The organism is Pseudomonas sp. JV449 (assembly GCF_032424295.1).
GTDB classification, from domain to species: domain Bacteria; phylum Pseudomonadota; class Gammaproteobacteria; order Pseudomonadales; family Pseudomonadaceae; genus Aquipseudomonas; species Aquipseudomonas marginalis.
This window is the reverse complement of the sequence record NZ_VYKD01000005.1, coordinates 819,936-832,264: the sequence shown is the minus strand read 5'-3', so window position 1 is coordinate 832,264 and position 12,329 is coordinate 819,936. Positions and strand designations below refer to the sequence as shown.

At 61.7% G+C, this 12,329-nt stretch carries 12 protein-coding genes; 5 read left to right on the top strand and 7 right to left on the bottom strand.

Features of this window, described 5'->3' with window-relative positions:
- The first annotated feature begins 44 nt into the window (after window positions 1-44).
- The 3 genes from ubiG to F6S08_RS09200 all read left to right on the top strand — a co-directional run bounded on the left by ubiG (window position 45) and on the right by F6S08_RS09200 (window position 2,312).
- Window positions 45-743, top strand: coding sequence for a bifunctional 2-polyprenyl-6-hydroxyphenol methylase/3-demethylubiquinol 3-O-methyltransferase UbiG (gene ubiG, locus F6S08_RS09210; protein ID WP_003172645.1), 699 nt, complete (start codon window positions 45-47; stop codon window positions 741-743).
- Between the two features lie 4 nt (window positions 744-747).
- Window positions 748-1,419 (top strand): N-acetylmuramic acid 6-phosphate phosphatase MupP, encoded by a 672-nt coding sequence (gene mupP, locus F6S08_RS09205; RefSeq protein WP_028619466.1) that lies wholly within the window; start codon window positions 748-750, stop codon window positions 1,417-1,419.
- Window positions 1,420-1,571: 152 nt separating this feature from the next.
- Entirely contained in the window at window positions 1,572-2,312 is a 741-nt protein-coding gene (locus F6S08_RS09200) for a YciK family oxidoreductase (RefSeq protein ID WP_315871538.1), read from the top strand.
- 199 nt (window positions 2,313-2,511) lie between these two features.
- On the opposite strand, the gene F6S08_RS09195 is transcribed toward F6S08_RS09200, so the two are convergent.
- From F6S08_RS09195 to F6S08_RS09170, 6 genes are read right to left on the bottom strand one after another with little or no spacing between them, the layout of a single operon-like run.
- Window positions 2,512-4,026 carry an ABC transporter substrate-binding protein gene (locus tag F6S08_RS09195; protein ID WP_074844543.1) on the bottom strand — a complete coding sequence of 505 codons (1,515 nt, stop codon included), beginning with the start codon at window positions 4,024-4,026 and terminating at the stop codon, window positions 2,512-2,514.
- A complete protein-coding gene (locus F6S08_RS09190) occupies window positions 4,008-5,027 on the bottom strand; it encodes an ABC transporter ATP-binding protein (RefSeq protein ID WP_065928122.1) in 1,020 nt (339 codons plus the stop codon). The genes F6S08_RS09195 and F6S08_RS09190 overlap by 19 nt, the downstream gene beginning before the upstream one ends.
- Window positions 5,024-5,980, bottom strand: a complete 957-nt coding sequence (locus F6S08_RS09185; RefSeq protein ID WP_315871537.1) for an ABC transporter ATP-binding protein — start codon at window positions 5,978-5,980, stop codon at window positions 5,024-5,026. Before F6S08_RS09185 ends, F6S08_RS09190 begins: the two co-directional genes overlap by 4 nt.
- Window positions 5,977-6,834, bottom strand: coding sequence for an ABC transporter permease (locus tag F6S08_RS09180; protein ID WP_315871536.1), 858 nt, complete (start codon window positions 6,832-6,834; stop codon window positions 5,977-5,979). Before F6S08_RS09180 ends, F6S08_RS09185 begins: the two co-directional genes overlap by 4 nt.
- Window positions 6,831-7,778 (bottom strand): ABC transporter permease, encoded by a 948-nt coding sequence (locus F6S08_RS09175; protein WP_027604190.1) that lies wholly within the window; start codon window positions 7,776-7,778, stop codon window positions 6,831-6,833. Before F6S08_RS09175 ends, F6S08_RS09180 begins: the two co-directional genes overlap by 4 nt.
- 3 nt (window positions 7,779-7,781) lie before the next feature.
- Window positions 7,782-8,669: a proline iminopeptidase-family hydrolase gene (locus F6S08_RS09170; protein WP_027604191.1), complete on the bottom strand. Its 888-nt coding sequence runs from the start codon at window positions 8,667-8,669 to the stop codon at window positions 7,782-7,784.
- A 183-nt stretch (window positions 8,670-8,852) separates the two neighbouring features.
- Here F6S08_RS09170 and F6S08_RS09165 point away from each other — a divergent pair, with 183 nt between their 5' ends.
- Both F6S08_RS09165 and F6S08_RS09160 read left to right on the top strand, forming a co-directional pair.
- Window positions 8,853-9,617 (top strand): LuxR family transcriptional regulator, encoded by a 765-nt coding sequence (locus tag F6S08_RS09165; protein ID WP_065928126.1) that lies wholly within the window; start codon window positions 8,853-8,855, stop codon window positions 9,615-9,617.
- 92 nt (window positions 9,618-9,709) lie between these two features.
- Entirely contained in the window at window positions 9,710-10,642 is a 933-nt protein-coding gene (locus F6S08_RS09160) for a proline iminopeptidase-family hydrolase (protein WP_065928127.1), read from the top strand.
- Window positions 10,643-10,772: 130 nt separating this feature from the next.
- Here F6S08_RS09160 and F6S08_RS09155 read toward each other — a convergent pair whose 3' ends face one another.
- A complete protein-coding gene (locus F6S08_RS09155; RefSeq protein ID WP_315871535.1) occupies window positions 10,773-12,275 on the bottom strand; it encodes a nucleobase:cation symporter-2 family protein in 1,503 nt (500 codons plus the stop codon).
- Between the last annotated feature and the right edge of the window lie 54 nt (window positions 12,276-12,329).

The window sequence follows — 12,329 nt, the reverse complement described above, 5'->3', positions numbered from 1 at the left end:
GTTCAGGACCGACAAACCGATTTATCAGATTTAGAGGATTCACCATGAGCAACGTCGACCACGCCGAAATCGCCAAGTTTGAAGCCCTGGCCCACCGCTGGTGGGACCGCGAAAGCGAGTTCAAACCCCTGCACGACATCAACCCGCTGCGGGTCAACTGGATTGACGAACGCGTCAACCTGGCCGGCAAGAAGGTGCTGGACGTCGGTTGCGGCGGCGGCATCCTCAGCGAAGCCATGGCCCAGCGCGGCGCCACCGTGATGGGGATCGACATGGGCGAAGCGCCGCTGGCCGTGGCCCAGTTGCATCAGCTGGAATCCGGCGTGAGCGTGGAATATCGCCAGATCACCGCCGAAGCCCTGGCCGAGGAAATGCCTGAGCAGTTCGACGTGGTCACCTGCCTGGAAATGCTGGAGCACGTGCCAGACCCATCGTCGGTGATCCGCGCCTGCTTCCGCATGGTCAAGCCGGGCGGCCAGGTGTTCTTCTCTACCATCAACCGCAACCCCAAGGCCTACCTGTTCGCGATCATCGGCGCCGAATACATCATGAAGCTGCTGCCGCGCGGCACCCACGATTTCAAGAAATTCATCCGCCCGTCCGAACTGGGTGCGTGGAGCCGCCAGGCCGGGCTGACCGTCAAGGACATCATCGGCCTGACCTACAACCCGCTGACCAAGCACTACAAACTGGCCAGCGACGTTGACGTCAACTACATGATCCAGACCCTGCGCGAGGAGTAAGCCTGTGAAGTTGCGAGCGGTTCTCTTCGACATGGACGGTACCCTGCTGGATACCGCGCCAGACTTTATCGCCATCTGCCAGGCCATGCGGGCCGACCGCGGCCTGGGGCCGATCAACCCCCAGCACATCCGCGATGAAATTTCCGGCGGTGCGAAGGCGATGGTGGCCGTGACCTTTTCCATGGACCCGGAATCCCCAGGCTTCGAGGAGCTGCGCCAAGAGTTTCTCGAGCGCTACCTCAAAGGGTGCGCGGTCCACAGCAAACTGTTCGACGGCATGGCCGAGCTGCTGGAGGACATCGAGAAGTCCAAGTTGGTCTGGGGCGTGGTCACCAACAAGCCACTGCGCTTTGCCGAACCGATCATGCAGCAACTGGGCCTGGCCGAGCGCTCGGCGCTGCTGATCTGCCCCGATCATGTGAAGAACAGCAAGCCGGACCCGGAGCCGATGATCCTGGCGTGCAAGATGCTCGACCTGGACCCGGCCAGCGTGCTGTTCGTGGGCGACGACCTGCGCGATATCGAGTCCGGCCGCGACGCCGGCACGCGCACTGCAGCGGTCACCTACGGCTACATCCACCCGGACGACAATCCGCGCCATTGGGGCGCCGATGTGGTGGTGGATCACCCGCTGGAACTGCGCAAGGTGCTGGATAACGCACTGTGCAGTTGCTGATGGTTCGCTCCCCTCTGTAGGAGCGAGCTTGCTCGCGAAGAACCCGAGATCGCCGCGTTGATCCAGATACCCCGCGTTATCGTTGACGTTTTTCGCGAGCGAGCTCCTACAAGGGGTGCTTGGATTTTCTGTGAATTCTGTCGAGGTTGTTTATGTTTGATTACTCCGCACGTCCAGAACTGCTCAAAGGCCGGGTGATCCTGGTGACCGGCGCCGGTCGCGGCATTGGCGCGGCGGCGGCGAAAACCTACGCCGCCCATGGCGCGACCGTGCTGTTGCTGGGCAAGACCGAAGCCAACCTGGCCCAGGTGTATGACGAGATCGAAGCGGCCGGCCACCCGCAGCCGGTGGTGATCCCCTTCAACCTGGAGACCGCCCTGCCCCATCAATACGATGAGCTGGCAGCGATGATCGAAAAAGAATTCGGCCACCTCGATGGCCTGCTGCACAACGCCTCGATCATCGGCCCACGTACGCCGATCGAGCAGTTGTCCGGCGAGAACTTCATGCGGGTGATGCACATCAACGTCAATGCGATGTTCATGCTCACCAGCACGTTGTTGCCGCTGCTCAAGCTGTCCCAGGATGCGTCGGTGGTGTTCACCTCCAGCAGCGTCGGGCGCAAGGGCCGGGCATATTGGGGCGCTTATGGGGTGTCGAAATTCGCCACTGAAGGCTTGATGCAGACCCTGGCGGATGAGCTCGACACCGTCGCACCGGTGCGCGCCAACAGCATCAACCCGGGCGGCACGCGCACCAGCATGCGGGCCCAGGCATATCCAGGGGAGAATCCGATGGAAAGGCCGGCACCGGAAGAGATCATGCCGGTGTACCTGTACCTGATGGGCCCGGACAGTACCGGCATCAATGGGCAGGCGTTTGACGCGCAGTAATCCCTGACACCCTACCCGCTGTGGGAGTTGGCTTTTGTGGTGAGCGGGCTTGCCCCGCGCCGGGCTGCGAAGCGGCCCCAAAACCTGCCAACGTAATCTCTCTGTCAGATCGCGCTGGCTGAACTGTGGGGCTGCTTCGCAGCCCAGCGCGGGGCAAGCCCGCTCACCACAGGTCTCTTCCCACATTGGGTTTACTTATTTAGTTCTTCACCACTTCCTCAAGGGTGAAGCGCCCCAACGGATTTTGCAGGAAGTTGCTCACATTCTTGCGTGAGATGTTGATGTACGGGCTGTAGTACAGGTCGATCCAGTTCACATCCTGTTTCGCCAGTTTCTGCAACTCGACATACATCTGCTCACGCTTGACCGGGTCGGCTTCGATGCGCGCCGCCGCGACCAAGTCCTTGACCTTGTCGTTCTTGTAGCGGGTCATGTAGTTCTGGTTGGTGTCGTGGCCGAGCACGAAGGTGGTCTTCTGGTCCGGGTCGAGGATGTCGTTGGTCCAGTACATCACCGAAATATCGTACTCACCGTCCACCAGCATCTGCCAGCTTTGGGTCGGGTCGACCTTCTGCAGGTTGGCGGTCACGCCGACCTTGGCCAACTGGTCCTTGATGATCACCGCGATCTGCTCGTCGGCTTCGTTGCCGGCGTTGACCACATAGTTGAGCTTCAAGTCCTTCGCGCCAGCCTTTTCCAACAGTTTCTTGGCGGCGGTCGGGTCATACGGGCGTTGCAGGTTGTTGGCGTAGTGGAACAACGAGCCTTTCGGAATGTAGGAATAGGCCACAGTGCCCTGACCGTAGGTCGCGGTTTTCACCAGCGACTGCTTGTCGATGGCCATGTCCAGCGCCTCGCGTACTTCCTGCTTGGCCAGCAGACCGTGGGCGTGATTGATCAGCAGGTGATCTTCACGGGTGGACGGGTCGGAGTGGATCACCACGTTCTTGTCTTTCTTCAGCTCTTCAACCCGGGAAAACGGTACGAAGATCGCCGTGTCCAGCTCGTTGTTCTGCACCATGCGCATCCGCGTATTGTCGTCGGTCACGGAGACCCACTCCACGCCATCCAGGCTGACCTTCTTGGCCTGCCAGAAGTTCGGGTTCTTCTTCAGGATGACCCGGTCGCCCTTGCGCCATTCGTCCACGGTAAACGCGCCGGAGGTCACCGGATTTTCCGAGTAGGCGTCTTCACCCATTTTGGTCATGGCTTTTTCCGACAGGATCGAGACCGTCGGCGAAGCCAGTTGCGACAGGAAGGCGACCGCCGGAGTCTTCAGTGTGACAACCAGGGTTTTCGAGTCCGTCGCCTTGGCGGTGTCGATCAGGTTGAAGGGATCAGCCCACAACGAAGCCTTGTTATCGCGGATGCGCAACAGGCTGAACGCTGCATCCTCGGCGGTGATCGCCGAGCCATCGGAGAACTTCGCATCGCGCAGCTTGAAGGTGTAGGTCAGGCCGTCCTTGGAAATATCCCAGCTTTCAGCCAGGCCCGGCTCCATCTTGGTGCCCAGGTTGTCCACGCGTACCAGGGTGTCGTAGACGTTGGCAAATACCCAGGTATCGCGGTTTTGCGCGCTTTTGATCGGGTCGAACGTGGTGCTGTCTTCACGGCAGCCGATGGTCAGGACGCCGGCGGCTTGCGCCAATCCGGCAGTGAGGGACCACGCGGTCAACGTAGCAGCGGCGAGCAACTTCAAGTGGCGCGATTGCATGTCATAACTCCTTGTTCATGATGGGCAGGTAGGGTCAACGGTTCTTCAAGCACGCAACTGTATCGATGCTCGTGCAGGGAATGGGTAGGCGGCAATACCACGGAACACATCGTCCGGGCGTACCGGCAACGCGGGTGGAAGGCACAGCCCGTAGGCAAATTCAGCGGGCTCGGCGGCTCGCCAGGTAACGGCTGCGTCGGCAAGGGCCGGTGCGGATCGATCTCCGGAATCGCCTCGATCAACGCCGCCGTATACGGATGGCGCGGCGAGGTGAAGACCGCTTCCACCGGCCCTTCCTCGACGATCTTGCCCAGGTACATCACCGCCACGCGGTCGCACAGGCGCCGCACGATGGCCAAATCGTGGGCGATAAACAGGATCGCCAGGTTCATGCGCTGTTGCAGTTCCAACAGCAGGTTGATGATCTGGCCCTGGATCGATACATCCAGGGCCGCCACGCATTCATCGGCGATGATCAAGCGCGGCTCCACCGCCAGCGCCCGGGCAATACCGACACGCTGGCATTGGCCACCACTGAGGGCGCCGGGTTTGCGACTGGCCAGTTCGGGGCGCAGGCCGACCAGGTCAAGCAGTTCGTTGACGCGAGCCGGGATACGCTCTGCCGGGACTTTGCGCTGCACCCGCAACACCTCGGCGATGGTTTCGCCGATGGTGTGGCGCGGGTTCAACGCGGCGTAGGGATCCTGGAAGATCATCGCCGTTTCCTGGCGCAGGCGCACGATGTCGATCGCGCTGCCATGGGCCATGTCGATGCCATCGAACAGCACCTGCCCGGCACTGATCGGGTTGAGGTGCAGGATCGCGCGGCCCAGGGTGCTTTTGCCGCTGCCGGACTCCCCCACCAACCCCAGGGTTTCACCGGCTGCAAGGTTCAGCGACACACCGTTCACCGCCTTCACCCACTGCTTGTTCAGGCCGAACACCCCCGTGCCGGACGCGGCGAACCGCACCTCCAGATTCTTGATCTGCAACAGGCTCATGGGCGTGCTCCCAACGGGTAGTGACAGGCCACGCGCGCGCCTTCGGGCAACCGTTCGGTGCACAACGCGCCGACCTGCGGGCAACGCGGGTTGAAGCGGCAGCCGTCGGGTAACGCATCGAGCAAGGGCGGCTGGCCGGGGATGGTACGCAGCAACCCAGGACCACTGCCGTGGGTCGGTTGGCAATCAATCAGGCCGGCTGTGTAGGGGTGTTGCGGATGGGCGAGCACGTCGTACTTGCTGCCGTGCTCGCACAGGCGCCCGGCGTACATCACGGCGATGGAATCACAGGTTTGCGCAACCACGCCGAGGTCGTGGGTGATCACGATGAGCGACAGGCCGCGCTGGTCACGCAGGTCCAGCAGCAGGCGCAGGATCTGCGCCTGCACGGTCACGTCCAACGCCGTGGTCGGCTCGTCGGCAATCAATACGTTCGGGTTGCAGCCCAGGGCCACGGCGATCATCGCGCGCTGGCGCATGCCACCGGAAAATTCATGGGGATAGTTGTCGACCCGTGCCTGGGGATCGGGAATGCCCACCTGGCGCAACACTTCGATGGCTTGTCGGCGCGTGTCTTTTTTCGACGCACCCTGATGCAGGCGGATGCCTTCGGCGATCTGATCGCCGATGCGCATCAAGGGGTCGAGGTGGCTGCTGGGGTTCTGGAAGATCATGCCCAACTGCCCGCCACGCACCGCCCGCATGCCGGCGTCATCCAGTTGCAGCAGGTCCTGGCCCGCCAGGCGTACCGCACCGCCCTGCACGCGCAGGTTGGGCGACGGCAACAGGCGCATCAAGCCACGGCAGGCCATGGTCTTGCCCGAGCCGCTTTCACCCACCAGGCCGAGGATCTCGCCTTCGGCCAGGTCAAAGGACACGCGGTCGACCAAGGTCACATCGCGCCCGGCGTTGTTGGCGATCACGCTGAGGTCTTGCACCTGCAGCAGGCTCATGAGCGATCCCCCAGCACTTGCGCCACACCATCGGCCAGCAGGCTGAAGCCCATGGCCAGGGTCACGATGGCCAGCCCCGGAAAGGTGCAGATCCACCAGGCCGTGGTGATAAACGCCTGCCCTTCGGCAATCATCGTCCCCCACTCCGCCGTCGGCGGTTGCACGCCCAGGCCCAGGTAGCTCACGGCGGCACCGTTGAGCAGTACCAGCACCGCGTCAGACATGGAAAACACAATCGAGCCAAACATCGCATTCGGCAGCAAATGTCGGAACAGAATGCGCCCATGGCCAAAGCCCAGGCTCTTGGCCGCCAGGGCGAAGTCGCTTTCCTTGAGCACCAGGATCTGTGAGCGGATCAGCCGCGCATACGACACCCAGCCCACCAGCGCCATGGCGATATAAAAACTCTTCAGGCCCGGACCGAGGATAGCCATGATCGCCAGCATCAACACCAGGAACGGGAACGCCAGGATCACATCGATCACGCGCATGCAGAAACTGTCGAAGCGCCCGCCGATATAGCCGGAAACCGCGCCGACAAACGTGCCGATCATGAACGGGAAAATCACCCCGATAATGGCCAGTTGCAGATCGACGCGCGCGCCCCAGATCACCCTCGAAAGGATGTCTCGACCGTAGTTATCCGTACCGAATGGATGGGCCAGGCTCGGCCCCAGCAAGCTGATGTCGGTGTTCTGCGCGATCGGGTCATAGGGCGCGATCCACGGCGCGCACAGCGCCAGGACCAACCATACCAGCAGGATCAACAGCCCCCACGCGGCCGTCAGTCGGCCATTGCGAAAGCCAAAACGCAGACGCAGGCGCCATGGGGCAATCAGTGGACGGCCGCTCATTGCATTTTCACCCGAGGGTCGAGGGCCACCGTGACCACGTCGGCGATAAAGTTGACCACCACCGTCGCGCACGCCAGCACCATCGCCACGCCCTGCACCACCATGTAGTCGCGGGTAAAAATGCCGCGCACCAGCAACTGGCCGATGCCGGGAATGGCGAACAGGCTTTCGATCACGACGGTGCCGCTGATCAGCCAGCCAATATTCACCGCCAGCAGGTTGACCGCCGGCACCAGGGAATTGGGCAACACATGGCGACGGAACACCGCAGCTTCCGACAGCCCACGGGCCCGCGCGGCAGTGACGTGGTCGGCCTGCAGCTCCATCAACATGCTCGCCCGCAGGTTGCGGACCAGCACCGCCGACAGCGCCAGGGCGATGGTCAGGCACGGCAAGACCATATGGTGCGCCTTGTCCAGCCAGGTACGGCCGTAGCCGGACACCGGGAACAGGCCCCATTGCACACTGAGCAGCAGGATCAGCATCAGGCCCAGCCAGAACGCCGGCATGCCCAGGCCCACGGTGGTGAACACGCGGATCAGGTTGTCCGCCCACCCGCCTTTATTGCGCGCCGCCCACGTCGCCAGCGGCACCGCAATCAGCAGTGCCAGCACCACACTGCCAAGCACCAGCACCAGGGTGGGTTCGATGCGGGTGACGATCAATTTCAAGGCGTCGACTTTGTACAGCAGTGATTGGCCGAGATCGCCCTTGAGCAGGTTCTTCAGGAAATAGAAATACTGCTGCCACAAAGGCTGGTCGAGGCCGTACTGGGCGCGGATTTTCAGCAAGGCATCCGGCGTGCTGCGCGAGCCCAGCAGGGCCCGCGCCGGGTCGCCAGGAATCGAGCGCACCAGCACAAACGTGATCAGGCTGATGCCAAACAGTACCGGCAGCAATTGCAGTGGCCGGGACAGTACAAAACGGTAGCGCGCCAGGTTCATCTGTCAGCCTCGGTGGCGAGCGAGAAAGTCCAACAGTACCGGAAAATAAGCCTGTGGCTCTTCATAGAACGGCATATGGCTACTGTTGGGAAATACATGCAGTTCGGCGTGTCTGGCCGCCATCTTCATGCGCATGGCGCAGGCTGGGGTGAGTTCGTCGTGCTGGCCGGTGGTGATCAGGATCGGCATGTTGAAAGCGGCCATCTCGGGGATCCGGTTCCAGTCCTTGAGGTTGCCGACGTAGAGGAATTCGTTGGGACCCTGCATGGTTTCGTAGGGGCCCATGTTCCAGTCGCCGAGGGAGCGCTTGACCGGTTCGGGCCATTCGTCCAGGCGGCAGACGTGGCGATAGTTGAGCAAGGTGATCGCGGCCTGGTACTGCGGGTGATCCAGGGTACCCATGGCTTCGTGGCGTTGCATCATCGCCACGGTCTCACTGCCCAGCGCGCCGCGCAGGCGTTCGAGTTCTTGAGAAAGATGCGGGATGTCGCCGACGGTGTTCTCGAGGATCAGGCTTTTCAGCCTGTCGGGGTAATGGATGGCGTATTCGATGCCCAGCCAGCCGCCCCAGGAATGCCCGAGCAGGTGCACGCGGCCGAGGCCAAGGGCTTGGCGTACGGTTTCGACTTCTTCGACATAACGGCGGATTTCCCACAGGGAAACATCGGTCGGTCTGGCTGATGCGCCTGTGCCAAGCTGGTCGAATGCAACCACTCGCAGGTCATGGTCCTTGAGCCAGCCATGGGCGTCGCGCAAGTAGTCACACGGCAGGCCCGGCCCGCCGTTGAGACACAAGAGCACCTCATCGCCTTCGCCGAAGCTGTAGACCACGAGGTTGTGGCCATCGACTTGCACGTTGTACTGCTGGTCGGGGGCAATTTCACGCCACATGCATACATTCCTTGTGTTGTATCGGCCTGGCGGGCAGCGGCCGTTTATCAGGCCAACACTACCGAGGATGCCGCGCGTCCATAACCTGGTATTTCTTATAGGTTTGGCCTGGCAGTCCTTCGCCGGGGCGTGGCATTCTACTTGCAGGAAGTGGAGATTCAAATGAATTCGGGAGCAGAACGGATGCTGGCCAAGCTAACTGCCTTCAATCAACGTCTGATGCCGGGCAGGAGCCTGGATGAGCAGATGGACAACACTTTTATCCTCGCCCAGCAATTGGGCTTCGATGCACTGGTATACGACTACACCCCGGTGCCGATCGACCAGGATGGTGCATTGATCACCCCCTCGGTGCTGGAGCTGCGCAACACGCCGACCGATTGGCATGCGCTGTGGTGCAGCAAGGGTTTCTACCAGATCGACCCGGTGCAACACCTGGCTCTGCGCACGGTATCGCCGTTCGTGTGGTCCTACGAAGCCCAGGCTGACACGGCCCTGCAAACCATCATCGACCCCTGCCACGCCCCCGTTTCGTCCTACCTGCACGACCAGCAACTGACCTGCGGCGTCAGCGTGCCGATGCATCTGCCCCGTGGCGGCTTCGCGTCACTGACCGGCTTGCGCACTGGCAAAACGCCTGCCGTGCTGCAGGACGCGCAGCAGACCTTGTCGGACTTCAGCCTGATTTCCCACGCGTTGCAGGAAGCGGCCTACCCGCTGTTCGGCAAGGAGCTGCGCACCTACCCGCACATTCACCTGACCAAACGTGAACGCGAATGCCTCAAATGGGCCGCCGACGGCCTGACCGCCGCCGAAATCGCCACGCAACTGAGCCGCTCACTGGCCGTCGTCACCCTGCACCTGGCCTCGGCGATGCACAAACTGGGCGCCAAGAACCGTGTGCAGGCGGTGGTCCGCGCCACCCATTACCGCCTGCTGGAAGACTGATCCCCCGGCAAAACCTAGCTGTTTTGCTAGTTACCTAAATCTCGCCCGCAGACTATCGTGTCCCTGATCATTTTTTCAGGGCAGGGCAGGAAATGGACTTCATCGAAAAAATCCGCGAAGGGTATGCCGCGTTTGGCGACTACCAGACCTGGTACCGCGTCACTGGCGACCTGGCCAGCGGCCGCACGCCGCTGGTGGTCATCCACGGCGGCCCGGGCTGCACCCATGATTATGTCGACGCGTTCAAGGACGTCGCGGCCAGCGGTCATGCGGTCATCCACTACGACCAACTGGGCAACGGCCGCTCCACGCACTTGCCTGAGAAAGACCCGTCCTTCTGGACCGTCGATCTGTTCCTTAAAGAACTGGACAACCTGCTGGACCACCTGCAGATCAGCGATAACTACGCGATCCTTGGTCAGTCCTGGGGCGGCATGCTCGGCAGCGAGCACGCAATCCTGCAACCCAAGGGCCTGCGTGCGTTTATCCCGGCCAATTCACCGACCTGCATGCGCACCTGGGTCAGCGAAGCCAACCGCCTGCGCAAGCTGCTGCCCCAAGGCGTGCATGAAACCCTGCTCAAGCATGAAGCCGCCGGCACCTACCTCGACCCGGAATACCTCGCCGCCTCGCGGGTGTTCTATGACCAGCATGTGTGCCGGGTGAACCCATGGCCGGAAGAAGTGGCGCGCACCTTCGCCCAGGTCGACTCGGACCCCACGGTGTATCACGCCATGAGCGGCCCGACCGAGTTCCACGTGATCGGCAGCCTGAAGGACTGGAAATCCATTGGCCGCCTGTCGGCGATCAAGGTGCCGACCCTGGTGATTTCCGGCCGGCATGACGAGGCCACGCCACTGGTGGTCAAGCCGTTCCTGGATGAGATCGCGGATGTGCGCTGGGCGCTGTTCGAAGACTCCAGCCACATGCCCCACGTGGAAGAACGCCAGGCGTGCATGGGCACCGTGGTGAAGTTTCTGGATGAGGCGTGCTCTGTTCCGCACACAGTCCGCAAGGCTGGTTGAGTTCCTAATGTGGGAGGGGCGGTGCGACGATTCGACTTGCTCCCGATAGCAGAGTGTCAGCCACTGTATTTGTGACTGACCCACCGCTATCGGGAGCAAGTCGAATCGTCGCACCGCCCCTCCCACATTTTCAGACCTCTGTGGTTTCAGCGTGTGCGGCTTTCCTTGGCTCCTGCGCCACCAATGGAATTTCCTTGCCCTCGGCATCAAATAACTTGCCACCCCTGAAATAGTCCCCATCACGCAACGCCGCTACGTCGTGGAAACACAAACTGCGCTCAGTCCCCGCTACAAACACCGACTGCTGGTCCGAATTGCCTACGGTGAAATGGTTGAACGCCAGGTTCAGCAGGATCGCCATGATCGCCGACGAACTGATACCCGAATGGAAAATGGTCGCGAACCAGCTGGGGAACTGGTCGTAGAAACTCGGTGCGGCAATCGGGATCATGCCAAACCCGATGGACGTGGCGACGATGATCAGGTTCATGTTGTTGCGGTAATCCACCTTGGACAAGGTGCGAATACCACTGGCCGCCACGGTACCGAACAGCACAATCCCGGCACCGCCCAGTACCGAGGTCGGCACCGCCGCGATCACCCGCCCCATAAATGGCAGCAATCCGAGGATTACCAGGAACAAGCCGCCGGTTGCCACCACAAAACGACTCTTCACTCCGGTCACCGCCACCAGGCCAACGTTCTGGGCGAAAGCACTCTGGGTGAACGAACCGAAGATCGGCGCGAACATGCTCGACAGCATATCGGCGCGCAGGCCGTTACCCAGGCGCTTGGAGTCGACCTTGGTATCGATGATTTCCCCCACCGCCAGGATGTCGGCCGAGGTTTCCACCAGTGTCACCATCACCACGATGCACATGGAAATGATCGCCGCGATGTGAAAGGTCGGCATACCGAAATGGAACGGCGCAGGGAAACCGAACATGGGCCCCTGGCTGACCCCGGAAAAATCCGCCATGCCGAGGAACACCGCGATCACCGTGCCGATCACCATCGCCAGCAGGATCGACAGGCGCGAGATGGTCGCGCTGCCGATCTTGCTCAATAGCAGCACCAGCACCAGGGTCAACGCCGCCAGGCCGATATTGGGCATGCTGCCGAAATCCGCCGCGCGGCTGTTACCGCCCATGGCCCAGCGCGCCGCCACGGGCATCAGGGTCAGGCCGATTGTGGTGATCACAATACCGGTCACCAACGGCGGGAAGAACTGGGTGATCCGCGAGAACACCGGGGTGATCAACAGCCCGATAAACGACGCGGCCATCACCGCGCCGAGAATCGCCGGTACCCCGCCGGCGCCATCGCTGCCGACAATCGCCACCATGGTTGCCACACCGGCAAACGACACGCCCTGCACCAGCGGCAACTGACAGCCAAAGAACGGCAGGCCAAGGGTTTGCAACAGGGTGGCAAGGCCACCGGCAAACAGCGACGCGGCGATCAACAGGCCGATATCCGCCGGTGACAACCCGGCCGCCTGGCCCACGATCAACGGTACCGCGACGATGCCGCCGTACATGGTGAGCACATGCTGCAGGCCGTAAGCCATGTTGGCGGCGACGCCTAGATTCTCATCTTCCGGCCGCTGCGGTGACGCCTTCAGGATAGTCATGGTGAGGGGTTCTCTGTTTTTGTTGTGGTGACACTGTATGCAATGTTTAGACTG